Below are 26,633 nucleotides of genomic sequence, written 5' to 3'. Positions count from 1 at the left end.
TCGTAGGCCAGCTTGGCGGCTTCTGACTCGGCCTGCTGCTGACGTACCAGGCCGGTGACATCACGGGCAAATTTGACGACTTTGTAGAGCCTGCCGCTAGCGTCAAACACTGGGTTGTACGTGGCGCTCAGCCAAACGGTGTCGCCATGCCGATTGATGCGCTGGAAGCGACCGGAGAAGAACTCCCCTTTGTTAAGGCGCTCCCAGAAGCGGCGGTATTCGGCGGAGTCCGCCTCCTCTCGGGTGCAGAACATGCGGTGGTGTTTGCCGCGAATCTCATTCAGGCGATAACCCATGGTTTGCTCGAAGTTTTCATTGGCTTCGAGCACTTCGCCTTTGGGGTTGAAGGCAATTACGGCCATGGAGCGGCTAATGGCCTCAACCATGCTGTTCTGTTCCTGCTCGCGGGCTACCAGCGCGGTAATGTCGGTAGCCAGTTTGAGCACGCCTTCAATACTGCCATCAGGACCCTTGATCGGGTTGTAACTGGCCTCTAGCCAGACTTCCTGGCCTTGCTTGTGGCGTCTGAGGAAACGCTCGCGGATGAACTCCCCCGCGGCCAGGCGCTGCCAGAACTTCCGGTACTCGGCACTCGCTTGGTAGTCGGGAAAACAGAAGATGCAATGATGCTGACCAACGATTTCCTCAAGTCGATAACCCATTGTGGCCAGCAGGTTTTCGTTGGCGCTGACGATGGTGCCGTCAGGTTTGAATTCAATCATGGCGGTCGAACGGTCGACGGCCATCTTCCTGGCTTCTGCGGCACGCAGTTTAGCCAGCGCGCTGCTGAGCGCTTGTTTAATTGCCTTGTTGAACATCATTTTCCCCTGCCAGCCCACTGGCGCTCACCAGAACTGTATCGGACTGGCAGGGCGAAACTTTACATCCTACCTTGAATGTTTAACCAGCTATTTGCGGGCCCGGCTGCTGCTGGGTGATGCAGTGAATATTGCCGCCGCCCAGCAAAATCTCCCGGCCCGGCACCATCACCACGCGATGCTCGGGGAACAGGCGACGCAGGATGGCTTCAGCCTCGGCATCCTTGGGGTCGTCGAACTTGGGCGCGATGATGCCGCCGTTGACGATCAGGAAGTTGACGTAGGAACCCGCCAGGCGGATCGACGGATCACGCTCCTGGGTGCCGGCCACCAGATCGACGCCGGCGCATTCTTCATCGCTGGCATACAGCGGGCCGGGAATCGGCATCTTGTGCACGATCAGCTGACGGCCCTTGGCGTCCCGCACGCTTTCCAGCACGCGCATTGCGGCCTGGCAGCGCGGGTAGTTGGGGTCGTTTGCGTCGTCGGTCCAGGCCAGTAGCACTTCACCAGGGCGCACGTAACAGCAGAAGTTGTCGACGTGTCCGTCGGTTTCGTCATTGAACAGGCCGTCCGGCAGCCAGATTACCGTGTCGATGGCCAGGTGATCGGCCAGGTACTGCTCGATCTGCTCACGGTTCAGGTGCGGGTTGCGGTTCGGGTTGAGCAGGCATTCCTCTGTGGTGATCAGGGTGCCTTCGCCGTCGACATGGATTGAGCCACCTTCGAGGATCAGCTCATCGGTGCGATAACGCGCGCAGCCTTCGATCTGCAGAATCTTGCGGGCTACCTGATCGTCACGTACCCAGTTGGCATAAAGGCCGCCATTCAGACCGCCCCAGGCGTTGAACGCCCAGTCCACACCGCGCACTTCGCCGCTGTTGTTGGTGACGAAGGTCGGCCCGGTGTCGCGCACCCAGGCGTCGTCGGTGGTGATTTCCACCACGCGGATATTGGCGTGGGTGAGGCGCTCGCAGGCGTTCTCATACTGTCCGGCGGACACGCCAACGGTCACTGGCTCGAATTCGGCAATCGCCCTGGCCACGGCGGTGAACGCGGCTTGCGCAGGCTTGCCGCCCAAGCGCCAGTTGTCCGGGCGCTCGGGCCAGACCATCCAGGTTTGGCTGTGGCTTTCCCACTCGGCGGGCATGCGGAAGCCGTCGGCGCGTGGGGTAGTCGTCAGGGTTGTCATAAATTCACCAAAACATTGAGCGGGGACGGATGGGTATTAACGCTGCGCGTCGCCTCCCATCTTATAGGGACGTTCTTACAGGGGCGTTGTTACTCGGAGGCCAGATGGCCGTCGAGGGTTTTTAGCGGGCCGTAGAGGTTCGGGCGGCGGTCACGGAAGCTGCCCCAGGCGCTGCGGATATGCTCCAGCTGATCCAGATCGAAGCTGTGCATCAGCACCGCCTCGCTGGTTTCGTTGGCTTCCTGCACCTTGGCGCCGAACTGGTCGGCAATAAACGACGAGCCATAGAAGTTGATGTGGTAGTCGCCCTGGTCTTCACGGCCGATGCGGTTGCTGGCGATCAGCGGCATCAGGTTAGCACCGGCGTGGCCCTGCTGTACGCGCTGCCAATGGTCGCGCGAGCTGATGCTCGGGTCATGCGGCTCGCTGCCGATGGCGGTTGGGTAGAACAGAATCTCGGCACCGAGCAGCGCCATGCTGCGCGCGCACTCGGGGAACCACTGATCCCAGCAGATGCCCACGCCGATCTTGGCGTAGCGGGTGTTCCACACTTTGAAACCGGTGTCGCCGGGGTTGAAGTAGTACTTCTCGTGGTAGCCCGGGCCGTCCGGGATATGGCTTTTCCGATAAATCCCGAGGTTGCTGCCGTCGGCGTCGATGATCGCGATGCTGTTGAAGCGCGCTCGGCCGGCCAGTTCATAGAAGCTGATCGGCAGGACCACCTGCAGTTCCTTGGCGATTTTCTGGAAGTGCAGGATCGCCGGGTTGCTCTCGGCCGGGGTGGCCAGCTGCAGGTAGTCCGGGTTGGGCTTCTGGCAGAAGTACGGCGCCTCGAACAGCTCTTGCAGCAGGATGATCTGCGCACCCTTGCCGGCGGCCTGACGCACCAGGCGCTCGGCGTTGGCGAGATTCGCAGCGGTATCCCAGGAGCAGGCCATCTGGGTGGCGGCGACAGTAACGATACGGGGCATGATTTGGCACCTCAAGAGCAGTTGGGGCGGTCATCTGACACTAGCAGAGGCCGGCGACTGTGCCATGCCTCGCGGGCGAGTCACGGCAGTGGATGGCCTATTTATATCCGATAAAAATCGGCTTTAAAAGCAAAATATAAGGCGATATATCAGTTTTTATCGATTTATATCGAATAAAAATCGAATTAATGCGCTGTTGTTAAGTGAGTGCCGATCAAAGGTAAGGCGATGCGCCGCCGCGCAGATTGAAGTGCTGCGGGCGTTAATGGTGTGTGCAGATGAGGGTTGGGTAGAGCGAGGGATCAGGCGCTGTAGCGTTTGTGCAGCTCGAATTGCTCGTGGCCATCGTCCCAGCCGGCTTCCCAGGCGGCGATCAGCACATCGGCGGCGAGCGCGCGTGGGGTATTGGTTTGCCCGGTCAGCCCTGCCATGTAGCCCTGTTGATAAGCCTTGTTAAGGCTTTCCAGGCTCCAGTGCTGGTCATCTTCCGTGTTGAGGTCGGCGCAGGCCATGGCGGCAGCTCGCAGTGGATTTACCCGTGCAATGCTAGCCGCATCGCTTGGGCAGGGCTGCGCCGCTGATCTCGCTTTTGCCACCGCTGGCAGTTTATGTGATGCAGTTGGCGAAATGCCGGCTGCGCGCGAGCCGGCATTCTCCGCAGGTTAAACAGCCAGAGCCAGGATGCTGGCCTGATACGCCGCGGCAAAGCTGTCAAAGTCGCCTTCTTCGTGGGCTTCCAGTTCGGCTTGGTCGTGTAGCGACTGGGCGGCGCTGGCTTCGAAGGCCGCTTGCTGTTTGGCGCTCAACGGCTGGCTGCGGAAGTACTCGGCGTGCCGCTTGCTCTGGCGCAAGGCGAACTCGGTAAAGCTCAGGCCCTGTTGCAGTTGCGCCAGCACTTGAGCGGAAGGCGTCAGGCTGGAGTCGACAACCTTGGCCTGTTGCGCCTGCAAGGCCAGGCTATGGGCGTTGTCGCCGTGGTTCTGGTCGAGCAGCTCGGCCAGCGGACGGATCTGCTCCAGCAACTCATCGGCCCATGCCTGCAGCACCACTGGCTGGCCATTGCGCTGCAGCTCTAGACCTGGCCGGCGACCTTCCTTGACCACGGCCAGGAAGTTATCGGTGCAGGCATGGCATTCGCCGCTTTCCAGCAGCGGGCTGTCGGCCAATGCGCAGAACAGCAGGAAGGCGTCGAGGAAGCGCGATTCGCTCAGATCAATGCCCAGCGGCAGGAACGGGTTGATGTCCAGGCAGCGCACTTCAACGTACTGCACACCACGGGCCATCAGTGCCTGGATCGGCCGCTCGCCGCTGTAGGTCACGCGTTTTGGGCGGATGTTCGAGTAGTACTCGTTTTCGATCTGCAGAATATTGGTGTTCAGTTGCAGCCACTCGCCATCCTTCTTCGCGCCGATTTCCACATAGGGCGGGTAGGGCGTGCCGACGGCCTGGCGCAGGCTGTCGGTGTAGCTGGCCAGGTCGTTGTAGCAGGGTGTCAGGCCGGACTGGGCGGTGCTCTGGTAGCCCAGATCGCTCATGCGCAGGCTGGTGGCGTAGGGCAGGTAGAGGGTTTCTGCGTCCAGTTCCTGCAACTGATGCGGGCGGCCGCGCATAAAACCCTTGTGCAGCGCTGGTGAGGCACCGAACAGGTACATCAGCAGCCAACTGTAGCGGCGGAAATTGCGGATCAGCGCGATATAGCGCGCCGACTGATAATCCCGCGCGCTGCGTGTATCGGCTTCGGCCTGCTGCTGTAGCTGCCACAGCGCTTCCGGCAGCGAGAAGTTGTAATGGATGCCGGCGATGCACTGCATGGTCTTGCCGTAACGCAGGGCCAGGCCCTTGCGGTAGACGTACTTGAGTTCGCCGATATGCGAGCTGCCGTAACGGGCGATTGGAATCGTCTCCTCGTCCGGCAGGGCGCAGGGCATCGACGGGCTCCACAGGTATTCGCCGTCCAGCTTGCTGTAGGCGAAGCGGTGGATCTGCTCCAGATCGGCCAGGGTCGCCGCCGGATCAGGCTCGGCCGGTGTGATGAATTCCAGCAGCGACTCGGAGTAGTCAGTGGTGATCTGCGTATGGGTCAGCGCCGAGCCGAGGGCGGCCGGGTGCGGCGTGAGGGCCAGCTGGCCATCGCCGTCGACGCGCAGGCATTCGCGCTCGATACCGTGCAGGCATTGGGAAAGCAGGGAGAGGTTGGCGCGCTCGCCAAGCTGGGCCAGGCGGCGGGGTAACAGGTCGCTCAAGATTGCATTCCTTCACGCATCGGTCGCCTCAATATGGGGACGACACGCGCGCTCTACAAGGGGGCGAGAAAACCGCGTTCAGCGGCCGATAGCGCTTTATAACCCGGCGCGGATGAAGAAGGTTATAGCTGGGCGCTGTGCTTTTGCATCTGGGCGACGCTGCAAGGGCGTCCCACGGACATAGCGCCTATGTCCGTGGGAGTTGGCTTATTTCTTCAGTTGTTTGGCATTGGCAAACAGCGCCGCCATGCCGCCGCTGGCCGGAGCCGGCTTGTCCTGGCTGGAGTGGCGTTCGCTGCGCGGCGCATTACCGGCCGGCTTGGCACCACGTGCGCCGCCGCGCGGGCCTTCGATTTTCTCGCCAGGCGTATCGCCCATGCGCATCGACAGGGCGATACGGTTGCGCGGAATGTCGACTTCCATGACCTTGACCTTGACCACGTCGCCGGCCTTGACCGCCTCGTGCGGGTCTTTGATGAATTTCTCCGACAGCGCCGAGATATGCACCAGACCGTCCTGGTGTACGCCGATATCGACGAAGGCGCCGAAATTGGTCACGTTGGTCACCACGCCCTCGAGCATCATGCCCAGTTTGAGGTCGTTAAGGGTTTCCACGCCTTCCTGGAACTCGGCGGTCTTGAACTCCGGGCGCGGGTCGCGGCCGGGTTTTTCCAGCTCGCTCAAGATGTCGCCGATGGTCACCAGGCCGAATTTATCGTCGGTGAACTGCTTCGGGTCGAGGCGCTTGAGGAAGCTCGAATCGCCGATCAGCGAGCGGATATCACGGCCGGTATCGGCGGCGATACGCTGCACCAGCGGGTAGGTTTCCGGGTGCACGGCGGAGGCGTCCAGCGGGTTGCTGCCGTTCATTACACGCAGGAAGCCCGCTGCTTGTTCGAAGGTCTTGTCACCCAGGCGCGGCACCTTGAGCAGGTCGGCGCGGCTGTTGAATGCGCCGTTGGCGTCGCGGAAGGCGACGATATTCTGCGCCAGGGTGGTGTTCAGCCCGGAGATGCGCGCCAGCAGGGCGGCGGAGGCAGTGTTCACGTCCACGCCGACGGCGTTTACGCAGTCTTCGACCACCGCATCCAGCGAGCGCGCCAGTTTCAGCTGCGACACGTCGTGCTGGTATTGGCCGACACCGATGGATTTCGGGTCGATCTTCACCAGCTCGGCCAGCGGGTCCTGCAGGCGGCGGGCGATGGATACGGCGCCGCGCAGTGACACGTCCATGTCCGGGAATTCTTTGGCGGCCAGCTCCGAGGCGGAGTAAACCGAGGCGCCAGCCTCGGAGACCATGACTTTGGTCAGATTCAGGCCGGGCAGCTTCTTGATCAGGTCGGCGGCCAGTTTGTCGGTCTCGCGGCTGGCGGTGCCGTTACCGATGGAGATCAGGTCGACTGCGTGCTTGGCGCACAGTTTGGCGAGGATCGCCAATGTGCCGTCCCAGTCGTTGCGAGGTGCGTGGGGGTAAACCGTGGAGGTTTCCAGCACCTTGCCGGTGGCATCCACTACCGCCACCTTGCAGCCGGTACGCAGGCCCGGGTCCAGCGCCAGAGTGGCGCGCGGGCCGGCTGGCGCGGCCAGCAGCAGGTCGTGCAGGTTCCGGGCGAACACGTTGATCGCTTCGTCTTCGGCGGCTTCGCGCAGCTCGCCGAACAGGTCGGTTTCCAGGTGAGTGTAGAGCTTGACCTTCCAGGTCCAGCGCACCACTTCGCCCAGCCACTTGTCGGCGGCGCGGCCACGGGCGCTGATGCCGAAGCGCTCGCCGATCATGCCTTCGCACGGGTGCATGCTGCCGGGCAGCTCGTCGCCGACTTTCAGGCTGGCGCTGAGAATGCCCTCGTTACGCCCACGGAAGATCGCCAGGGCGCGGTGCGACGGTGCGCCTTTGAGCTTCTCGTCGTGCTCGAAGTAATCACGAAATTTGGCGCCTTCGTTCTCTTTACCGGCGACTACGCGGGCGCTGAGGATGGCGTTGTCTTTGAGGTGGCTGCGCAGGCTGGCCAGCAGGTTGGCATCCTCGGCGAAGCGCTCCATAAGGATGTACTTGGCGCCTTCGAGCACGGCCTTGATGTCGGCAAAGCCTTTTTCAGCGTCGATAAAGCGCTCAGCTTCGCTTTCGGGATTAAGTTCGGGGCTGTTAAACAGCGCGTCGGCCAGCTCGCCGAGGCCGGCCTCCAGGGCAATTTGGCCCTTGGTGCGGCGCTTCTGTTTGAACGGCAGGTAGAGGTCTTCCAGGCGAGTCTTGGTGTCAGCCAAATTAATGTCGCGGGTCAGCTCAGGGGTCAGTTTGCCCTGTTCCTCGATGCTGGCGAGGATGCTGGCGCGGCGCTCGTCGAGTTCGCGCAGGTAACGCAGGCGCTCTTCCAGGGTGCGCAGCTGGGTGTCATCGAGACTGCCGGTAACCTCTTTGCGGTAGCGCGCGATAAACGGCACGGTAGAGCCTTCGTCGAGCAGCGCCACGGCGGCGGCGACCTGTTGCGGGCGTACGCCCAGTTCTTCGGCGATGCGGTTGTTGATGCTGAGCATAGAAAAAGCTACCCACACGGAAACGAAAAACCAGCCACGCAGACCACGGGCCAGACACGAAAGCCGCGCATTATAAACATTGCCCGGCAACGCGCCGGGAACCCGTCCGGGAAAAATCTGCTAACAATGGGCTGCACGTCGGCTGTGGCACCTGAGCCATAATGCCGGCCATTGCATACTGCCAGCGCGTCCGCGCCCGGCGGAGGTCTGGTCAAGGAGCCCTGAATGAGCAGCACTGCACTTCCTGTTGAAGGCGAAAAAATCCTGATCGTCGACGACGACGCTCGCCTGCGTCGCCTGCTTGAGCGCTTCTTCGACGAGCAGGGCTACCGTGTGCGCGCGGTGGAAAACGTCGAGCAGATGGACCGCCTGCTGGCCCGCGAGCTGTTCAACCTGGTGGTGCTCGACCTGATGCTGCCGGGTGAGGACGGGCTGTCTGCCTGCCGTCGACTGCGTGAGTCGAACAACCAAGTGCCGATTATCATGCTCACCGCCAAGGGCGATGAAGCCAGCCGTATTCAAGGCCTGGAACTGGGCGCTGACGATTACCTGGCTAAGCCTTTCAACCCGCGTGAACTGCTGGCGCGCATCAAGGCTGTGCTGCGCCGTCAGGCGCCGGTAGTGCCAGGCGCGCCGGGCAGCGAAGACGAAAGCGTGAGTTTCGGCGAGTACGAACTGTCTCTGGCCACTCGCGAGCTGAAGAAAGGTGAGGAAGTGCACATGCTCACCACTGGCGAGTTCGCCGTACTCAAGGCGCTGGTGCAGCACGCCCGTGAGCCGTTGACCCGCGACAAACTGATGAATTTAGCCCGTGGCCGCGAGTGGGACGCCCTGGAGCGTTCCATCGACGTGCAGATATCCCGTCTGCGCCGACTGATCGAGCCGGATCCGTCGAAGCCGCGCTATATCCAGACCGTCTGGGGTGTTGGCTACGTGTTTGTGCCGGATGGTAATAAGTGACATGGCGGGTGGTGCTCGCGGCGGGCTTGCAGGCTGTGTTGTTAAGCGCTGCGGCTGTTCTGCTATTCGTGTATCTGCATGAAACCGCTGTATCAATGGCCGCGTCACGCGGGCTGAGCCTGCGTGGCGGGATCAGCTGGGGCATTGCGCTGCACCTCGCGCTGTATGTTTTTGTTGCCCTGTCGGTGCTGCAAAATGCCGCTGCAGTGCGTTGGCCCGCCAGACGAATCAGGGTGGCGGTGCTTGTTTGGCTGGTCTTCGCGGGGTTTTTAACGCTGTTGGCGAACCCCTTTGCACCTTGGGCTCATCCTTATCGTTGGGCACTTTTACTCATTTGCTCCACGGCAGGTTTTGCCTTGTCTCTGGCTGGCCAGAATGTATGGCCGCTTATACAGCGGCGCGGTTTCACTGTTCGCTTACGGTCTGATGCATGAAAACTCCTCTCTGGTTCCCGCAAAGCTTCTTCGCCCGCACGCTGTGGCTGGTGCTGATCGTGGTGCTGTTCTCCAAGGCGCTGACCCTGGTTTATCTGATGATGAACGAGGATGTGCTGGTCGACCGTCAGTACAGTCATGGTGCCGCATTGACCCTGCGCGCCTATTGGGCGGCGGACCCGGAAGACCGCGCCACCATCGCCGAGGCTGCCGGGCTGAAGCGGGTGCCTTACGAGCAGGTGCCCGCCACCGAACAGCACTGGCCCTACAGTGAGATTTTCGAGCGTCAGATGCGTACCGAGCTGGGCCCTGACACCGAGGTACGGGTGCGCGCCAAGAGCCCGCCGGCGCTTTGGGTGCATGCACCGGCGCTGGGTGACGATTGGTTACGGGTGCCGCTGTATCCGCACCCGCTGCGCGGCCAGCGGATCTGGAGTGTGCTGGGCTGGTTCCTGGCCATTGGCTTACTGTCCACCGCCGCCGCGTGGATTTTTGTGCGTCAGCTCAGTGCACCGCTCAAGCGCCTGGTTTTCGCTGCCCGGCAGATCGGTAAAGGCCGCAGCGTCAGGCTGCCGGTCAGCGATACGCCGAGCGAGATGACTGAGGTGTACCGCGCCTTCAACCAGATGGCCGAAGACGTTGAACAGGCAGCCCGCGAGCGGGAGCTGATGCTCGCCGGGGTGTCGCATGACCTGCGCACGCCGCTGACGCGCCTGCGCTTGTCCATGGAGTTTCTGCACACCGACTCGGAACTGACCGAAGACATGGTGCGCGATATTGAAGACATGGATGCGATTCTCGACCAGTTCCTGGCCTTTATCCGCGACGGGCGTGATGAGCCGCTGGAGCAGCTGGATTTGCTGGAGCTGATCCGTGAAGTGGTTGCGCCATATAACCAGAAGCAGGAAATGGTTCGGCTGTGCCTGGAGTCCGTGCCAGCGTTCCCATTGCGCCGAGTGTCGCTCAAACGGTTGCTGGTCAATCTGATCGAAAATGCCCTGCGTTATGGCGGCAATGCGGTGGAGGTGGCGGTTTCCCTGTCGGGTGACCACAGCGCGCCGTATGTGGTGTTGAGCGTGCTGGACCGTGGGACAGGGATTGATCCGGCGGAGCTGGGCAGTATTTTCAATCCCTTTATTCGTGGTGACCGCGCCCGGGGCGGGCAAGGTGCCGGCCTGGGTTTGGCCATCGTCAAGCGGATTGCCGCCTTGCACGGCGGCAGCGTCGAGTTGCGCAACCGCTCTGGCGGCGGCCTTGAGGCGCGGGTGTGCCTGCCGTTGGGTCTGTTGTTACCGCGCGACGCCGTCTAGACCGCACTGGCATACTGTCATCACTGCGCTGAACTATGCTTTATCAGCGCGATGACATGAGGTCAGCATGCCTGCAGTTCCCCACCGCCTCTCTCTATGGACTTGGCTGCTGCCGTTGCCACTGCTCCACCTGGCCACCTGGCTGTCCCTGGCGACTCAGTTCACCGACGGGGCGGCGCTGTGGTATCCGCCGTTTGCCTTGGCGCTGGTGTTTGCGCTGTGGTGGGGGCCGCGCGTACTGCTGGCGGTGTACCTCAATGCAGCGGTGTCGATTCCACTGTGGGGGCTGGAGTGGCAATGGGCTGCGCTCTATGCCCTGCCTGAAACCTTGGGTGTAGCGCTGGCCTGGCTGTTGCTGCGATTGCGGCCGTTTGACCCGGCCTTGCCCGACCTCAGCCATTTGCTGCGCTTTATGCTGCTCGGCGTGCTGTTGCCAATTGTTCCCATGGTGCTGGGGGTGCAGGGCAATCTCTGGTTGTTCGGTCACCTGCCGCTTGAGGCGTTGCTTTCGGGCAGCATGACGCTATGGCTGGCTGACAGCCTCACGGCCTTGGCCCTCGCCATCCCCTTATTGGTCTACCTGACGCCCTGGTTGCGCCGCCGCGGTTGGCTGGCGGGCCCCGTGCGCAGCGGCTGCGAGCACGTGCCCGAGGTGCTACGCCAGTTACCGCCATGGCCGCTGCTGCTGGTGCTGTTAATCGGCATGCCTTGGCTGCTCGGTGTATTGCCGCTAACCCTTAATTTGCCGTTGATCGGCGTGATGATGCTGGGCCTGGCCTTGGTCTGGGGCTTTGCCGGCGGCCTCTGTGGCGCGGCGCTCAGTGTATTGATGGTGTTGATTCTGCCGCTGTTGCGCGGCCTGGTGAACAGTTCAGCCTGGCTCGACCCGCAGCGTCTGGAACTGCATTTCAGCGTACTGCTGTTTATGCTCGCCACGCTGCTGGTGGGGCGCAGCCTGAGTGACCTGCGCCAGGCTCTGGCACGCAGTGCGCAGATACAGCAGCAACTGGCCCTGGCCAACCTGGCGCTGGAGGCCAGCCCACTGGGCGTAATCATTGCTGATGCCCGCCAGCCGGCGTTGCCGTTGATCTACTGCAACCCGGCGTTCGAGCAGATCACCGGTTACAGCCGCGAGGAAGCCCTGGGCAACAACTGGAACTTCCTGCTGCGTGATGATCAGCAGCAACAGGGCTTGAGCCGTTTGCAGCAAGCGGTGCGCGAGGGCATGGGCTGCGATGTGGTGCTGCGTAACTACCGCAAGGATGGTCAGCAGTTCTGGAATGAATTTACCCTTGCGCCGATGCGTGACGACCAGGGCATTAGCCATTTCGTTGCCCTGCAAAGTGATGTCACCGCCCGCGAGCAGCTGGCTACCCAGGTGCGTTCGCAGAGCGACGAGCTGCTCAAGCAAAGCTACCTGTTCAGCCAGACCGAGCACATTGCCAACCTGGGTGGCTGGGTGTTGAACATGCCCGAGCAGAATATGGACTGGAGCGCCGGCTGCTTTCGTATTTACGAGCTGGACCCGAAAAACGGCACGCCGGATCTCAGTGGTGCCCTGAGCTACCTGGATGCCAGCGGCCGAGTATTGGCCGAGCAGGTGCTGCAGCAGCTGATTGATGGGCTGGAGCAATTCGACATTGAGGTGCGCCTGCTGACTGCCAAGGGCAAGACGCGCTGGCTGCGCATCCGCGGTATTACCGAGCGTGATGGCGCCGAACTGGTCAGGGTGTATGGCGCGTTGCAGGATGTCAGTGCGCGTAAATACGCCGAGCAGCAACTGCGCGAACGTGATGAGCGGCTACGCCTGTTCTTCGAAGCGCCGCTGATCGGTATGGCCCTGACCAGCCCGAGCTTTGCCTGGGAAGAGGTCAACCATAAGCTCTGCAGCATCCTTGGGCGCTCGCGCGAACAGCTGCTGGCGGCCAGCTGGGAAGAGCTGTCGCAGGACGATGACCTGCGAAACGAACAGCCGCTGCTCGACCAGGTACTCAGCGGGCATCGTGAAGGGTTCGAGTTGGAAAAGCGCTTCCGTCGGGCCGACGGCAGCCTGGTGCACACCCGTGTCAGCCTGCGTGCGGTGCGCCACAGCACCGGTCGGGTGCGCATGTTTCTGTTGCTGGTCGAAGACATCAGCGAGCGCCTGCAGGCCGAGGCGCGCTACCGCACCATCGTCGAGAATGCACCTGAAGCGATCCTGCTGTTCGATCTCAACGGAACGCTGGTCGAGTGCAACGACAATGCCCTGCGTTTGCTGGGTTATAGCCGCGAGGAAATCGCCAGCAAGCGTGTGTTTGATCTGAGCCCTAACAAACAGGCCGATGGCCAGCTTACGGCTGAGCTGGGTAAGGTTTACTTGAAGCGGGCAATGAACGGTGAAGCGCCAGTATTCGACTGGTTGCACCGCGACAGTAAAGGGCGACAGATTCCGTGCGAGGTACGCCTGGTGCGCATGCCCGGTGAGCCGGTGCTGATTCGCGGCAGCGTCACCGATATTTCCGAACGTCAGCGTTATCAGCGTGAAATTGAGCGACTGGCGTTCAGCGATGAACTCACCGGTCTGCCCAATCGGCGTCTGCTGCTCGACCGCCTGCAGCATGCGATGGACCGTGAGCAGCGCGAAAACACCCTGGGCGCCCTGTTGTTCATCGACCTGGATCACTTCAAGACGGTCAACGACAGCCTCGGTCATCTGGTCGGCGACGGCCTCTTGCGTGAGGTGACGGCGCGACTGGCCAGTGGTTTACGTGCCGAAGACACCCTGGCGCGGATGGGCGGGGACGAATTTGTGGTGCTGCTCGAAGGGCTCGACAGCAACCCGCAACTGGCAGCTGAAGCGGCAGCCATTACAGCGGAGAAGCTGCTAAAAAGCCTGGTGGGCACCTGCTGGATTGATGGCCACGAGCTGTCGATTAGCGCCAGTATCGGTATCGCCCTGCATCCTTTCGGCAGTCAGGTGGCCTCCGACGTGCTGAAACAGGCGGACACCGCCATGTACCGGGCCAAGCAGGGCGGGCGCAACGCGTTGCATTTCTTTGCCCCGGAGATGCAGGCGGCCATCGACCAGCGCTTGCAGATGCAAAGCGAATTGCGCCAGGCGGTGCAGCGCAACCAGCTGTACCTGGTGTTTCAGCCGCAACTGGCGTTGGCCACCGAGCGTATTGCCGGCGCAGAAGTGCTGTTGCGTTGGGTGCACCCAGAGCGCGGCGAAGTCATGCCCGGCGACTTTATCCCGTTGGCCGAAGAAACGGGGTTGATCGAGGAACTCGGCGCCTGGGTGCTGGAACAGGCCTGCGCAGCGCTGGCACGCTGGTTACCGCAGTGGCCGCAGCTGGTATTGGCAGTCAACCTGAGCCCACGTGAACTGCGCCAGCGTCACTGCGTCGCGCGCATCAGTGAGTGCTTAGCGCGCCATCAGGTGCCGGCCACGGCGCTGGAGCTGGAAATCACCGAAGGCGTGTTGCTGGAAGAAGTCGAGCAGTGCATCAGCAATATGCAGGCACTCAAGACGCTGGGCGTGCGGTTTGCCATTGATGATTTCGGCACTGGCTACTCTTCGCTGACATACCTCAAGCGCCTGCCGCTGGATCGTTTGAAGATTGACCGCAGCTTTACCTGGGATATGGACGCTGAAGACGGCAGCGGCCTGGTATTGGTGCAGACCATCTTGGTGATCGCCCGCAACCTGGGGCTTGAGTGCGTGGCCGAAGGCATTGAAAGCCAGTGGCAACTTGATTGCCTGCGCCAGCATGGCTGCTCGTTGGGGCAGGGCTATCACTTCAGTCACCCGCTGAAAGAAGCGGATTTCCGGGCCTGGATGGAGCGGCACGACGTGTAGGCTTGAGTCTGTGTGTCGGCACCTCTGCCGCGTTCTGCCATACAGGCCCGGCCATGTTTGGCCGTGCGTTCGCCTATATCCGGCTCAACCCTTGCCCTTGGTGCGCGTCAGGTTTGGGCCGCTGTTCTTCTCCAGGTGCTGGATTACCAGGCTGGCGACATCCTTGCCGGTGGTGGTTTCGATACCTTCCAGGCCGGGCGATGAGTTCACCTCCATCACCAGCGGGCCGTGATTGGAGCGCAGGATATCCACGCCGGCTACGCTCAGCCCCATCACCTTGGCCGCACGGATGGCGGTCATGCGTTCCTCCGGGGTGATCTTGATCAGGCTGGCGCTGCCGCCCCTGTGCAGGTTGGAGCGGAATTCGCCGGGCTTGGCCTGGCGCTTCATCGCCGCAATCACCTTGTCGCCGACCACAAAACAGCGGATGTCCGCGCCGCCGGCTTCCTTGATGTATTCCTGCACCATGATGTCCTGCTTGAGGCCCATAAAGGCCTCGATCACCGACTCGGCCGCCGTCGCCGTTTCACACAGCACCACGCCAATGCCCTGGGTGCCTTCCAGCACCTTGATCACCAACGGTGCACCATTGACCATGTCGATCAGGTCGGCGATGTCATCCGGAGAGTGGGCGAAACCGGTCACCGGCAGGCCAATGCCACGGCGGGACAGCAGTTGCAATGAGCGCAGCTTGTCCCGCGAGCGGGCGATGGCCACCGACTCGTTGAGTGGGAACACGCCCATCATCTCGAACTGGCGCAGCACCGCGCAGCCATAGAACGTCACCGACGCGCCGATGCGTGGAATCACTGCATCGAAGCCTTCCAGCGGCTTGCCGCGGTAATGGATCTGCGGCTTGTGGCTGGCAATATTCATATAGGCACGCAGGGTGTCGATCACCACCATCTCGTGGCCCCGCTGTTGCCCGGCTTCGACCAGGCGGCGGGTGGAATACAGGCGCGGGTTGCGCGACAGCACGGCGATCTTCATGGGGCACCAGGGGAGTCAGCGAGGGTGGGTTTGTTCTGTACGTAAGTCAGCGCCGGGTTGACCAGCAGCTGACCGGCAATCAGCGCCTTGGAGCCAAGCAACACGCGGTAGCGCATGGTTTTGCGGCATGTCAGGGTGAATTCGACCGGCCATTCGCGCTCGCCTAGCGTCAGAGGGGTGCGAATCACATAGCGAGACTGACTGTGGCCGTTAGAGCTTTTGATGGTTTTCACTGAAACCAGTTGTGCCTCGCAGCGATGCCGACGCTGCACCACTGTGCCGAGGTGGGCGGTAAAGCGCACCCAAGGCTCGCCGTCGCGGTCGAACGGTTGAATATCGCTGGCATGCAGGCTGGAGGTACTGGCCCCGGTATCAATCTTGGCGCGCAGGCCGACCATGCCCAGTTCCGGCAGGTTGATCCATTCGCGCAAACCGATTACGCCAAGTTGGTCAAAAGTCTTCAAAGGGCAGTTCCGGGTTATGTGCGGGCATTCTAGTTGGCACGTGTGACAACTGCATCAGGCAAAATGTCCGCCTGTACGGTGTGATCAGCGAGGGCCGGATGAGCGAGAAAAAAGACGACGACAAGGTACGCCTGGATAAATGGCTGTGGGCCGCGCGTTTCTATAAAACCCGCGCCTTGGCCAAGGCGGCGATTGAGGGTGGCAAGGTGCATCATCGCGGTGAGCGCTGCAAACCCGGCAAGGAGCCGAGGGTGGGTGATGTCTATGTAATTCGCACTGGCTTTGAGGAGCGCAGTGTAGTGGTGCAGGCACTGTCCGTGGTGCGTCGCGGTGCGCCTGAAGCGCAGGCGTTGTACACCGAGACAGCCGAAAGCATTGAGCGCCGCGAACAGGCCGCCGCACAGCGTAAAGCCGGAGCACTGGGCATGCAGACCGAGGGTCGGCCCAGCAAGAAGCAACGGCGGCAGATTCACGACTTCAATGACCGGCAGGATGGCGGCCTGCGCCATCCGTGGGCTGATGACGAGTTCTAGGCCGCGTGTCGCCGACCGCCGTGCTCAGCAGCGCTGCACTGTTCAGCTGCGCACGTCACAGCCTTCGCCTAGCGGCCGCTGATAACGTTCAGTCGGCCCAGAATTGGCAGCGCGGCCAGGCTCTTGATCAGCGGCTGGGTAACATATTCCAGCCATTCGCTGGTCTTGTACGCAAACGGGGTAAAGCAGGACCAGGCCAGGCCCAGCAAGGCGAGGAACAGGCCGCCTACCAGAGCATCCGAACCCCAGTGCGCACCCGCCACCAGGCGCGGCAGCATAAAGATAACCGCCATGCTCCAGACCAGCAGCAAACGCCAGTTGCGTGCAAAGAAGCTCATAAACATCGCCCAGATCAACAGCACCGATGCGTGGTCGCCAGGGAAGCTGCGGGTGGCGCTGTCCTTCATATCCCAGCGTTCTTCCCAGTCAGGGAACAGTTCGGTCAGCCGTGCGGCGCCTTCCACCACCAGGGATGCGCTGGGGCGCTGCCAACCCATCAGTTTGACCAGCTCGGCGAAACCGACGCGAAACAGCAGCATCACGATCAGCGCCGCGAGAAAGGCATACAGCGCCTTGCGCACCTGGGCGCCGCTGAACACCAGATCGGCCTTGAGCATCACGGCCAGCAACAGCACGCCAACACCCATGTCCACCGGGCGCATGCTGCCGATTGCCCAGGTTTGCGCCCACAGCCCGGCGCTGTGCACGGGCTCGTTGAGCAGGGCAAACAGCTGCAGGTCGAATTGGTCCCACAGCGCGCGGCTGGGTGCCCACAACCAACTGGCAAGCAGCAGCAGAGCGACGAAATGGCTGGCAACCAATGGGCGAATACGCCACTGATCGTTAAGAAAAGAAGAGGTCATGCAGAGGCATCCTTGTCATCTGTAGGGGTTTAAAGCGGTCGGCATCCTAGGGAGTCGGGCCTGAGAATGCAAAATTTCCCCCTGTCTTTTGTCGACAACTGTGACCCGGTTTTGTATCGATAGCTTCCACCCGCAGCGCTGATAGATAAGAGGCGCTTGGTCGGATGGGCGTTTGCGCCTAAAATCGCGGGCCGAGTCACATTCAGTGAAGTTGGCATGTCTGATTTTTCCCAACGCTTCTTGTTCGACGACAGCGATATCCGTGGCGAACTGGTCGGTCTGACCGACAGCTACAGCCATGTGCTGGCCAAACACACCTACCCGCAACCGGTCGCTCAGCTGTTGGGTGAACTGCTTGCTGCCGCCTCCTTGCTGATTGGCACCCTGAAATTTGAAGGCCTGCTGATCCTCCAGGCGCGCTCCTCCGGTGCCGTGCCCCTGCTGATGGTCGAATGCTCCAGCGAAGGTGAGCTGCGCGGTATCGCCCGCTACCACGCTGAACAGATCACTGCCGATGCCAACCTGCGCGAGCTGATGCCCGATGGCGTGCTGGCCATGACCGTTGACCCGAAGTCCGGGCAGCGTTATCAAGGCATCGTCGATCTGGAAGGGGATACCCTGGCCGATTGCCTGACCAATTACTTCGCCACGTCCGAGCAGCTGCCGACGCGTTTCTGGCTCAGCGCCGATGGCCAGCGTGCTCGCGGCCTGCTGTTGCAGCAGCTGCCGGCCGACCGCCTGAAGGAGGCCGATGAGCGTGAAGCCAGCTGGCAGCACGCCATGGCCCTGGCCGATACGCTGAAGGCTGAAGAACTGCTGGGCCTGGATAACGAAACCCTGTTGCATCGCCTGTATCACCAGGAGGCGCTGCGCCTGTTCGACCCACGTGCCTTGCTGTTTCGCTGCAGCTGCTCGCGTGAGCGCTCCAGCCGCGCGCTGATCAGCCTCGGCCAAGCTGACGCCGAAGCGCTGGTGCAGGAGCACGGCGGCAGCGTAGAAATCGATTGCCAGTTCTGCAACGAGCGCTATCTGTTCGATGCCGCCGATGTGCTGCAACTGTTTATCGATGGCAGCATCGAAGCGCCATCGGATACGCGCCACTGAGTTTCAAGCAGATTCGGGGGCACACAGCCCCTAAACCGTGTCGGAATGATCTGATCAGAGGCTGCACCCGCAGCTGGCTTTTTCTGGCATAATCCGGCGCACTTTTTTCGCTGTAGTAGTGATCAGATTTCTACTACAAAACGTTCGGAAGACTCGGCCACGTGGCCGACGGGGACCCACATGACGCAAGCCAACAACGCCGTGTACACCGACATCAGCGCTGCCCAACTGGTCGAAGAAGCCCTTCGTCGCGGTGAAGGCGAGCTGGCCGCCAACGGCTCGCTGGTCGTACGCACAGGCCATCGCACTGGTCGTTCGCCGGCTGATCGCTTCATCGTGCAAGAGCCGAGCACCGAGGCGAAAATCGCCTGGGGCGCAATCAACCGTCCGTTCCCGGCTGACAAGTTCGATGCTCTGTGGGACCGCGTACAAGCGTTCTCCGACGCGCAGGACAGCTTCGTTTCCTACGTTCATGTAGGTTCTGCCGACGCGCACTACCTGCCGGTCAAGATGACCACCGCCACCGCCTGGCAGAACCTGTTCGGCCGTTGCCTGTTTATCAATCCGGAGCAGTACAACCCGGCTGGCAAAGGCGAGTGGCAAGTGCTCAACGTTGCCAACTTCGAGTGCGTACCGGAGCGTGACGGCACCAACTCCGATGGCTGCGTGATCCTCAACTTCGCCGCCAAGAAAGTCCTGATCGCCGGCATGCGCTACGCCGGTGAAATGAAGAAAGCCATGTTCAGCGTGCAGAACTTCCTGCTGCCGGACGCCGACGTGCTGCCGATGCACTGCGCGGCCAACATCGGTGAAGAAGGCGACGTGACCCTGTTCTTTGGTCTGTCCGGCACCGGCAAGACCACCCTCTCGGCTGACGAAAGCCGCTACCTGATCGGCGACGACGAGCACGGCTGGGGCGTGGGCGTGGTGTTCAACATCGAAGGCGGTTGCTATGCCAAGTGCATCGACCTGTCCGAGAAGAACGAGCCGGTGATCTGGAAAGCCATCCAGTTCGGCGCTGTGCTGGAAAACGTGGTGCTCGATGAGAACCGCGTACCGAACTACGCCGACGACAGCCTGACCCAGAACAGCCGCGCGGCTTACCCGCTGGAGCTGGTCGAGAAGCGCAGCGAGAAGAACCTCGGCGGTGAGCCGAACGCCGTGATCTTCCTCACTTGCGACCTGACTGGCGTACTGCCGCCGGTGTCGATCCTCAACGAAGAGCAAGCGGCTTACCACTTCCTCTCCGGTTACACCGCGCTGGTCGGTTCCACCGAAATGGGTTCGGGCGGTGGCATCAAGTCGACCTTCTCCACCTGCTTCGGCGCGCCATTCTTCCCGCGTCCGGCTGGCGAATACGCTGAGTTGCTGATCAAGCGTATCCGCGGCTTCGGCTCCAAGGTTTACCTGGTCAACACCGGCTGGACCGGCGGTGGCTATGGTGTTGGCAAGCGCTTCAACATCCCGACCACCCGTGGCGTGATTGCGGCGATTCAGAGCGGTGCGCTGATCGGTACCGAAACCGAGTTGCTGCCGATCATCAACCTGAGCGTGCCGAAGTCGGTACCGGGCGTTGAAACCAATCTGCTCAACCCACGCAACACCTGGGAAGACAAGAACGCCTACGACGAAGCCGCCAAAGGCCTGGCCGGTCTGTTCATCGAGAACTTCAAGAAGTTCGATGTCAGCGATGCCATCAAGAACGCCGGCCCGCAGCTTTAAGTTGTAACTGCCGCGTTGAAAAAACCGCCGAAATCGGCGGTTTTTTTATGCATGGGAAATTAAGCATCAATCTGTAGGAGGCGCTTTAGCGGCGAACTTTCGTTAATGAGCGAGTTGTCGCGGCTAAAGCCCCTCTTGCGGTGCACTGGCAGGCACAGTAAGAAACGGAAAAGCCGCCCGGAGGCGGCTTTGGGTGCGTATCTGCTAGCAGATCAGGCACGTTTGCGGTTGTCGCGCGTTGCACTCTTGCTCAGGTGGCCGCTCTGCACGGCCTTGGCTGTTGCTGTATGGCTGTCTCGGGCCACAGCGCTAACGGGGTTGGCAACTCAGGCGATTTCCAGGGCCATTGTTTGCAGCTGTCGACTTCAGCATGACTGGCGAGTGCCAGGTAGGTGTCGATATGTCGCGGGTGGCCGCTGGTGCTTTCGAGTTGTGTGGCGGCGTTAGGGCTATGGTTTGGAACACCTCACGGCGAACCTGAGTTTCTCGCCAGACTGCGCATCGGCCTGTGGTTCGCATCAGCTACTCCGGTTTCGCCGGGGTCTTTGCTGCGCGGCCATCTGGCCTGGGTGGTGAGCGATCTAGTGGATAACCGGCAAGCTGCCGCTGAAACCAGATACCTGCATACTCATCTCCTTTTTTATTGGCATGGTTTGAATGTACGCCTGTGTTGCCTGTGGTGTTAGTTAGATTGGCAATAGCGGTGCGGCCTGTAGGAATTAATCATTGTTTACCGCCGCGGCGGTCAATGGAGTGACAGCCATGAGTACCCTGGAACGTGTGTTCGGCTTCAAGCAATTGCGCCCCGGTCAGGAGCGTGTGGTCACGGCCGTGCTCGCCGGACGTTCGGCGGCGGCCATCTTCCCCACCGGTTCGGGCAAGTCGTTGTGTTATCAGCTGCCGGCGTTGCATCTGCCGCATCTGACCCTGGTGGTCTCGCCCTTGCTGGCGTTAATGCAGGACCAGCTGGCGTTCCTGCATGGCCGCGGCATTAGCGCCGCCAGTATCGATTCGGCGCAAAGCCGCGAGGAGGCCAGTGCGGTGATGGCCCGGGCGAAATCCGGCGAGCTGAAGATTCTGATGATCTCGGTCGAACGGCTGAAGAACGAACGCTTTCGTAATTTTATCGCCCAGGTGCCGATCTCGTTGCTGGTGATTGACGAGGCTCATTGCATCTCCGAGTGGGGCCATAACTTCCGCCCGGATTACCTCAAACTGCCGGACTATCAGCGCCAGTTCGGCATCCCGCAGGTGCTGCTGCTCACGGCCACGGCCACGCCGCCGGTGATTGCCGATATGCAGCAGAAGTTCGCCATCGCCGCTGATGATGTGGTCACCACAGGTTTCTACCGCGCCAACCTCAACCTGCTAGTCGAGCCAGTCAGCGGCGCCGACAAGCAGCGTCGTCTGGAGCAGTGGCTAGGAGCCAAGGCCGAGCAGCCGAGTATTGTCTACGTGACCCAGCAGAAGACCGCCGAGCAAGTGGCCACGCGCCTGAGCCAGCGGGGAATTGCTGCCAGCGCCTACCACGCCGGTATGCCGCACGAGGCGCGCGAGGCGATTCAGCGTCAGTTTATGGCCGGGACGATCAACTGCATCGTCGCCACCATCGCCTTCGGCATGGGCATCGACAAGGCCGATATCCGCAATGTGCTGCACTTCGACCTGCCGAAATCCATCGAGAATTACAGCCAGGAAATCGGTCGTGCCGGCCGCGATGGCCAGCCCTCCGACTGCCTGGTGCTGGCCAATCGCGACAGCTTAAACGTGCTGGAAAACTTCGTTTATGGTGATACGCCGGAGCAGGACGGCATTCTTTGTGTGCTCGATAAGCTGCTGAGTGAAAGTGATAACGGTGAATGGGAGCTGATGCTTAACCAGCTCTCCGAGCAGAGCAATATCCGCCAGCTGCCGCTGAAAACCCTGCTGGTGCAGTTGGAGCTACGCGGCATCATCGCCCCGCGTTACGCCTATTTCGCCGAGTATCGTTTCAAGTTCCTCTTGGAGCCCGAAGTGCTGCTGGAGAAGTTTGAGGGCGAGCGGCGGCAGTTTGTCGAGGCATTGATCAGCACCTCGCAGCGCGCCCGTACCTGGTGCACGGTGGATTTCGACCAGCTCTACCAGCAGCACCAGGCCGAGCGCGGTCGAGTGATCAAAGCCCTGGATTACTTCCAGGAAAAGGGTTGGGTCGAGTTGGAAAGCAAGCAGATGACTGAGGTCTACGCGCTGCTCGACCCCGGCTTCGATCCGGCGGCCTTGAGCGTCGAACTGCACGGCTATTTCAGCCAGCAGGAGGCCAGCGAGATCAGCCGGATTCACGCCATGCTCGCGCTGTTTGCCAGCGAGCAGTGCTTGAGTCAGCGGTTGGCCGCCTATTTCGGTGACGCCAACGCGCCGCAGCAGTGTGGGCATTGTTCGGTGTGCCGTGGGCAGGTTGCACGGCTATCCGAGCCGCCAGCGTTGCCGCCGCTGGCGGAGCTGGATATGCAGGCACTCTGTGACGGTTTTGTGCGCAAGCATCAGGAACTCAAGGGCGTTGAGCCGAGCACTGAATGCCTGACGCGCTACCTCTGTGGCATCAGCGTGCCGCTGTTCACCAAGCTCAAAGCGCGTCAGTTCAGTGGTTTTGCCGCGTTGGACGCCTACCCCTATGCGGCGGTACGCGAGTGGCTGATCGCCCAGCGCGGCTAGCCGCTACTCGCCAATATCCTCGTTCCACAGCGTCGGTTGGGCGGCGATAAAGTCCTGCATCAGGTGCAGGCATTCGTTGTTGTGCAGCACATCGAGCTGCACGCCGCGCTCGCGCAGCAACGCTTCTTCGCCGAGGAAGGTCTGGTTCTCGCCGATGATCACCTTGGGGATGCCATACAACAGGATTGCGCCGCTGCACATCGCGCAGGGTGAAAGGGTGGTGTAGAGCACCGACTCGCGGTAGGTCTGCGCGCTTTGCCGGCCGGCGTTTTCCAGGGCGTCCATTTCACCATGGCGGATGGCGCTGCCTTGTTGCACGCGACGGTTATGGCCACGGCCGATAATCTGGCCGTTATGCACCAGCACCGAGCCGATCGGGATGCCGCCTTCGGCCAGGCCCTGGCGGGCTTCGTCGATGGCCGCTTGCATAAATTTGTCCATGGTTCGCCCCTCGCTGGAACAACTCAGTTCATTTTTGCTGCGCGGTCTGACCCTGGGTCAAAGTCCACTCCAGCACCTCGCGGGCCAGCTGATCGCCGGCCTGGCCGAAGGCGTTGACCACGGCGGGCACCGAGGTATCACTGGCCGCCTGGCTGACTTCGAAACGCCGGCTGGCGAGGATGCGCAGGCTGCCACTCTGCACCAGGCGGGCCTCGAACAGGATGCGCGCGGCTGGGCGGCCGTTCTGGTATTCGCTGTGGAAAGCGCGCAGGTCGCCGTCCAGCTCCAGGTCGGCCTGCAGGCGGCTTTCATCGCTGCTCACCGCCTTGAGGCGGCCGTCGTCGAGGAAGGCGTCAATTAACCGGTCGCGCAGCAGCAGCGGCGCTCGGTCGCTCCAGCGCACACCCTGGTAAGCGCTGATCTGGTCGCCCGGCGGCAATACGGCAATTCGCGTGCTGTCGAGCAGCTGGCTGCTGTAGGGCTTGTTCACCCGCAGCGCCCAATCGGCGCTGGTGTCATGGCTGGGCAGGCTGCTGGCCGGTAGGCGGTAGATGCTCAGCACCTGGCTTTTCGGCAAGACCGAGCAGGCGGCCAGGCTGCCGATCAGCAGCAGTGCTGCGAGCAGGCGAAGACGACTCATGGTTGAAACTCCTTGATGGTGTCACTGCGCAGCAGGTAGCCGGCCGGGTCTTCTTCCAGGCGGCGGGCGAAGGAACGCAGGGCGCTGAGGGTTTCGCGCAGTTCGACAATGGTCGGGCCCAGTTCGCCGATGCCTTGCATGCCGTTGTTAAGGGTGCTGTGGTTATCCGCTAACAAGCGTTCGACGCTGCTGCTGCTGCGCTCCAATGAGGCCATCAGACGATTGGCGCTGTTGACCGCGTCGTGGCCTGGGCCGCTGAGCAGCTGGTTGGCGTTACGCATCAGGTCAGTGGCCTCCTGGCTGGCGCGGGTCATCTGTTGCAGGGCCTGGCGCAGCTCGTCGCGCTGTTCGGCCACGCTGGCGCTGGTTTGTTCGATGTTGTCCAGAGTGCGGGAAATACGCCCGATGTTTTCGTGCGAGAACAGCTGGTTGGCGCGGTCGAGCAGGCGGGTGACGCTGACAACCAGGTCTTCACCGTTGGACATCAGGCGGGTCAGCGGCGAGGGATCGGCGATAATTTCCGCCAGTTGGTCGTTCTTGCCTTCCAATGCTGGGCTTTCCGGGGTGCCGCTGTGCAACTGGATCAGTGAGGCGCCGGTGATCCCGGTGATCGACAGGCGAGCGCGGGTATCCTGTTTGATCGGTGTGTTGGCGCTGACGCGGATGTGCGCGCGAACCTTGCGCGGATCGTTCGGGTCGAGGCGCAGGCTGATCACGTCGCCGACCTTGATGCCGCTGTACTGCACCGCGCTGCCGGCCGACAGACCGCTGACCGCTTCGTTGAAGATCACGTCAAAGTCGTGGGTTTCCTGGTCCGAGCTGGCCTTGCTCAGCCACAGGGCAAAGCCCAAGGCCGCGGCAACCATCAGCACGGTAAACAGGCCAATCAACACGTGGTGGGCACGCGGTTCCATTCAGTTGCTCCCTGGCGCGCCGCAGGCGGCCTGTTCGGCTGCGCGTCCGCGCGGGCCGTGAAAATACTCGTGAATCCAAGGGTTGTCGGTGGCGGCTACAACGTCCAGGCGGTCGGCCACCAGCACGCGTTTTTCCGCCAATACGGCCACCCGATCACAGATGGTGTAGAGGGTGTCGAGGTCATGGGTGACCAGAAACACGCTGAGCCCAAGGGCGTCGCGCAGTGTCAGGATCAATTGGTCGAAGGCTGCCGCGCCAATCGGGTCGAGCCCTGCGGTGGGTTCGTCGAGAAACAGGATGTCCGGCTCCAGGGCCAGGGCGCGGGCCAGAGCCGCGCGTTTGATCATGCCGCCGGACAGTTCGGTCGGGTATTTGTCGCCCGCGCCACGTGGCAGACCGACCAGTGCCAGCTTGACCTGAGCCAGGCGTTCGGCGGCGGCGCGTGTGAGGCCGGCATGTTCGATCAGCGGCAAGGCGGTGTTCTCGGTCACCGTCAGCGAGGAGAACAGCGCACCGCGCTGGTAGAGCACACCAAACCGACGTTCCAGCTGCGAGCGACGCTCGGGAGGCAGGCTCAGCAGTTCTTCACCGAACACCCGTACTGTGCCTGAGTTGGCGCGGCGCAGGCCGAGGATGCTGCGCAGCAGCACCGATTTACCGGTGCCTGAGCCGCCGACCACACCGAGCACTTCGCCGCGATACAGGTCCAGCGCCAGGTCCTGGTGCACGGTCTGCGCGCCGAAGCGGTTGACCAGGTTGCGCACTTCGATAATCGCTTCGCCCTTCACCAGCCCATCTCCATCAGAAACAGCGCCGCCAGGGCATCCAGTACGATCACCACGAAAATCGACTGGACCACGCTGGAGGTGGTGCGCTCGCCCACTGACTGCGCGCTGCCAGTGACCTTGAAGCCCTCCAGGCAGCCGATCACGGCAATCAGGAAGGCAAAGATCGGCGCCTTGGCCATGCCCACCAGGAAGTGCTTGAGGGCGATATTTTCCTGCAGCATGGCCAAGTACATGGCCGGTGAGATATCCAGGCTCAGGGCGCAGACCACCGCGCCGCCAAGGATGCCACTGAGCATGGCGATAAAGGTGAGGATCGGCAGGGCGATCAGCAGGGCGAATACCCGCGGCAATACCAACAGCTCCATGGGGCTCAGGCCCAGGGTGCGGATGGCGTCAATTTCCTCGTTGGCCTTCATCGAGCCGATCTGCGCGGTAAAGGCGCTGGCGGTGCGCCCGGCCATCAGAATGGCAGTGAGCAGCACGCCGAATTCACGCAGGAAGGAAAACGCCACCAGGTCGACCGTGTAGATGCTCGCGCCAAAGTCGGCGAGCACCGTCGCGCCGAGAAAGGCCACCACCGCGCCGACCAGAAACGTCAGCAGGGCGACGATGGGCACGGCATTCAGGCCGCTCTGCTGCAAATGCGCGACCAGTGAGGTGATGCGCCAGCGGCCGGGGCGCAGAAGGATGGCGAACATCGCCGCCAGGGTCATGCCGATAAAGCCGAGCAGGGCGATACCTTGTTGCCAGAGCTCATCGACGGCCTGCCCGATCTGCCCGAAGAATTCACGCCAGGCGGGGATGTGTTTGCTGGACAGCGCATCGCCGGCGTCGGCAATCGCTGTGCCCACGGTTTGCAACAGGGCGCGGCGCTCGCTGGGCAGCCCGGGCGCATCCTGAGCCAGTTGCGCTAAGCGCTGACTCCCAAGCAACTCCACCAACAAGGCAGCACCCGCAGTGTCCAGGGCGCCAAGGCTTTGCAAGTCGACGCTGGCGGTGCTGCTCAATGTGCCGTGCAGTTGCCGGACCTGGGCTTCCAGGTCGGCGTAGTGAGCGAGTGTCCAGTCGCCGCCGATGCGCAACCCAGAAGGCGCATCCGTGCGGCTGGACTCAAGCGGCGTGATAAAAGGTACTGTGCTCATAGGGCACAGCTTAACCCTCTAGCAGAGGCTACGCCCAGCCTG

General features: G+C 61.9%; 21 protein-coding genes and 1 pseudogene. 8 read left to right on the top strand and 14 right to left on the bottom strand.

Annotation, left to right across the window (positions count from 1 at the left end):
• Positions 1–41: 41 nt before the first annotated feature.
• From HCI85_RS21225 to HCI85_RS07530, 6 genes and pseudogenes are all read right to left on the bottom strand, one after another.
• Positions 42–746 (bottom strand): annotated as a pseudogene (locus HCI85_RS21225) (PAS domain-containing protein); the annotation flags it as partial.
• Between the two features lie 154 nt (positions 747–900).
• The gene (aguA, locus tag HCI85_RS07550; protein ID WP_167143686.1) at positions 901–2,010 is read right to left on the bottom strand and encodes an agmatine deiminase; all 1,110 of its coding nucleotides are present in this window, start codon (positions 2,008–2,010) and stop codon (positions 901–903) included.
• A gap of 89 nt (positions 2,011–2,099) precedes the next feature.
• Entirely contained in the window at positions 2,100–2,981 is an 882-nt protein-coding gene (gene aguB / locus HCI85_RS07545; protein ID WP_167143683.1) for an N-carbamoylputrescine amidase, read from the bottom strand.
• Between the two features lie 302 nt (positions 2,982–3,283).
• Positions 3,284–3,493: a ribosome modulation factor gene (gene rmf, locus HCI85_RS07540; RefSeq protein WP_160085920.1), complete on the bottom strand. Its 210-nt coding sequence runs from the start codon at positions 3,491–3,493 to the stop codon at positions 3,284–3,286.
• A 150-nt stretch (positions 3,494–3,643) separates the two neighbouring features.
• Positions 3,644–5,224, bottom strand: a complete 1,581-nt coding sequence (gene gshA, locus HCI85_RS07535; protein WP_167143680.1) for a glutamate--cysteine ligase — start codon at positions 5,222–5,224, stop codon at positions 3,644–3,646.
• Positions 5,225–5,431: 207 nt separating this feature from the next.
• Entirely contained in the window at positions 5,432–7,756 is a 2,325-nt protein-coding gene (locus tag HCI85_RS07530) for a Tex family protein (protein WP_167143678.1), read from the bottom strand.
• Between the two features lie 225 nt (positions 7,757–7,981).
• Here HCI85_RS07530 and ompR point away from each other — a divergent pair, with 225 nt between their 5' ends.
• The 4 genes from ompR (at position 7,982) to HCI85_RS07510 (ending at position 14,298) form a co-directional block, all read left to right on the top strand.
• Entirely contained in the window at positions 7,982–8,716 is a 735-nt protein-coding gene (ompR, locus tag HCI85_RS07525) for an osmolarity response regulator transcription factor OmpR (protein ID WP_090250422.1), read from the top strand.
• Complete coding sequence (locus tag HCI85_RS07520) at positions 8,713–9,150, top strand: hypothetical protein (RefSeq protein ID WP_167143674.1); 438 nt, start codon at positions 8,713–8,715, stop codon at positions 9,148–9,150. The genes ompR and HCI85_RS07520 overlap by 4 nt, the downstream gene beginning before the upstream one ends.
• Positions 9,147–10,460, top strand: coding sequence for an ATP-binding protein (locus tag HCI85_RS07515; protein WP_090250417.1), 1,314 nt, complete (start codon positions 9,147–9,149; stop codon positions 10,458–10,460). The genes HCI85_RS07520 and HCI85_RS07515 overlap by 4 nt, the downstream gene beginning before the upstream one ends.
• Before the next feature lie 67 nt (positions 10,461–10,527).
• Complete coding sequence (locus HCI85_RS07510; RefSeq protein WP_167143671.1) at positions 10,528–14,298, top strand: bifunctional diguanylate cyclase/phosphodiesterase; 3,771 nt, start codon at positions 10,528–10,530, stop codon at positions 14,296–14,298.
• 84 nt (positions 14,299–14,382) lie between these two features.
• On the opposite strand, the gene rimK is transcribed toward HCI85_RS07510, so the two are convergent.
• Positions 14,383–15,288 carry a 30S ribosomal protein S6--L-glutamate ligase gene (rimK, locus tag HCI85_RS07505; protein ID WP_160085908.1) on the bottom strand — a complete coding sequence of 302 codons (906 nt, stop codon included), beginning with the start codon at positions 15,286–15,288 and terminating at the stop codon, positions 14,383–14,385.
• Entirely contained in the window at positions 15,285–15,752 is a 468-nt protein-coding gene (gene rimB / locus HCI85_RS07500) for a retropepsin-like aspartic endopeptidase RimB (RefSeq protein WP_090250408.1), read from the bottom strand. Before rimB ends, rimK begins: the two co-directional genes overlap by 4 nt.
• A gap of 98 nt (positions 15,753–15,850) precedes the next feature.
• On the opposite strand from rimB, the gene HCI85_RS07495 reads away from it, so the two are divergent.
• Positions 15,851–16,285, top strand: coding sequence for an RNA-binding S4 domain-containing protein (locus HCI85_RS07495; RefSeq protein WP_090250405.1), 435 nt, complete (start codon positions 15,851–15,853; stop codon positions 16,283–16,285).
• Between the two features lie 68 nt (positions 16,286–16,353).
• On the opposite strand, the gene HCI85_RS07490 is transcribed toward HCI85_RS07495, so the two are convergent.
• Complete coding sequence (locus tag HCI85_RS07490; protein ID WP_167143668.1) at positions 16,354–17,148, bottom strand: phosphatase PAP2 family protein; 795 nt, start codon at positions 17,146–17,148, stop codon at positions 16,354–16,356.
• 216 nt (positions 17,149–17,364) lie between these two features.
• Between HCI85_RS07490 and hslO the strand changes: the two genes are divergently transcribed.
• The 3 genes from hslO (at position 17,365) to HCI85_RS07475 (ending at position 22,665) form a co-directional block, all read left to right on the top strand.
• A complete protein-coding gene (hslO, locus tag HCI85_RS07485) occupies positions 17,365–18,252 on the top strand; it encodes an Hsp33 family molecular chaperone HslO (protein WP_090250400.1) in 888 nt (295 codons plus the stop codon).
• Positions 18,253–18,432: 180 nt separating this feature from the next.
• On the top strand, positions 18,433–19,974 hold the full coding sequence (locus HCI85_RS07480) for a phosphoenolpyruvate carboxykinase (RefSeq protein WP_167143665.1): 1,542 nt from the start codon (positions 18,433–18,435) through the stop codon (positions 19,972–19,974).
• A 762-nt stretch (positions 19,975–20,736) separates the two neighbouring features.
• Positions 20,737–22,665 carry a RecQ family ATP-dependent DNA helicase gene (locus HCI85_RS07475; protein WP_167143662.1) on the top strand — a complete coding sequence of 643 codons (1,929 nt, stop codon included), beginning with the start codon at positions 20,737–20,739 and terminating at the stop codon, positions 22,663–22,665.
• A gap of 3 nt (positions 22,666–22,668) precedes the next feature.
• Here the strand turns inward: HCI85_RS07475 and HCI85_RS07470 are convergent, their stop codons facing one another.
• Genes HCI85_RS07470 through HCI85_RS07450 form a run of 5 tightly spaced genes read right to left on the bottom strand, consistent with a single transcriptional unit; the run spans position 22,669 to position 26,591 of the window.
• On the bottom strand, positions 22,669–23,106 hold the full coding sequence (locus HCI85_RS07470) for a nucleoside deaminase (RefSeq protein ID WP_160085899.1): 438 nt from the start codon (positions 23,104–23,106) through the stop codon (positions 22,669–22,671).
• Positions 23,107–23,134: 28 nt separating this feature from the next.
• Positions 23,135–23,746: an ABC-type transport auxiliary lipoprotein family protein gene (locus HCI85_RS07465; protein WP_167143659.1), complete on the bottom strand. Its 612-nt coding sequence runs from the start codon at positions 23,744–23,746 to the stop codon at positions 23,135–23,137.
• The gene (locus tag HCI85_RS07460) at positions 23,743–24,660 is read right to left on the bottom strand and encodes an MlaD family protein (protein ID WP_090250387.1); all 918 of its coding nucleotides are present in this window, start codon (positions 24,658–24,660) and stop codon (positions 23,743–23,745) included. The genes HCI85_RS07465 and HCI85_RS07460 overlap by 4 nt, the downstream gene beginning before the upstream one ends.
• Positions 24,661–25,449, bottom strand: coding sequence for an ABC transporter ATP-binding protein (locus tag HCI85_RS07455; protein ID WP_167143656.1), 789 nt, complete (start codon positions 25,447–25,449; stop codon positions 24,661–24,663). It lies immediately after the preceding gene.
• Positions 25,446–26,591 carry an MlaE family ABC transporter permease gene (locus HCI85_RS07450; RefSeq protein ID WP_167143653.1) on the bottom strand — a complete coding sequence of 382 codons (1,146 nt, stop codon included), beginning with the start codon at positions 26,589–26,591 and terminating at the stop codon, positions 25,446–25,448. Before HCI85_RS07450 ends, HCI85_RS07455 begins: the two co-directional genes overlap by 4 nt.
• Positions 26,592–26,633 lie beyond the last annotated feature (42 nt).

The sequence above is a fragment of the Pseudomonas sp. OTU750018 genome, from assembly GCF_011636575.1.
GTDB lineage: Bacteria > Pseudomonadota > Gammaproteobacteria > Pseudomonadales > Pseudomonadaceae > Aquipseudomonas > Aquipseudomonas peli.
This window is presented reverse-complemented; position numbering and strand designations above follow the sequence as displayed.